This is a genomic window from Halorubrum sp. SP9 (assembly GCF_005435015.1).
Classification (GTDB): domain Archaea; phylum Halobacteriota; class Halobacteria; order Halobacteriales; family Haloferacaceae; genus Halorubrum; species Halorubrum sodomense.
The window spans coordinates 1-229 of sequence record NZ_SGXU01000728.1; the positions used below are offsets into that span (position 1 = coordinate 1).

General features: G+C 69.9%; 1 pseudogene. It reads right to left on the bottom strand.

Annotated features, from left to right (window positions below):
* Positions 1–229, bottom strand: a pseudogene (locus EXE45_RS19140) (proline dehydrogenase); the annotation flags it as partial.

The following is a 229-nucleotide window of genomic DNA, read 5'->3' on the forward strand; positions in this document are numbered from 1 at the left end:
GGGTCCCGTGTTCGGCGTGGAGCTCCGCCGCGTGCTCGATCATCGCCGGGTCGTGGCTCCCGACCGCGACCCCGTCGTCGAACGCCTCGAACATGTACGCGAGGCAGTCGCGGTACGACTCGTCGACGCGCGCCTTCTTCTTGTAGGAGATGTCGGCGGGCTCGTCGTAGGCGCCCTTGACCAGCCGGACCTTGCCCGGCAGCTCCGCGAGCCGTTCGAGGTCCTCCCG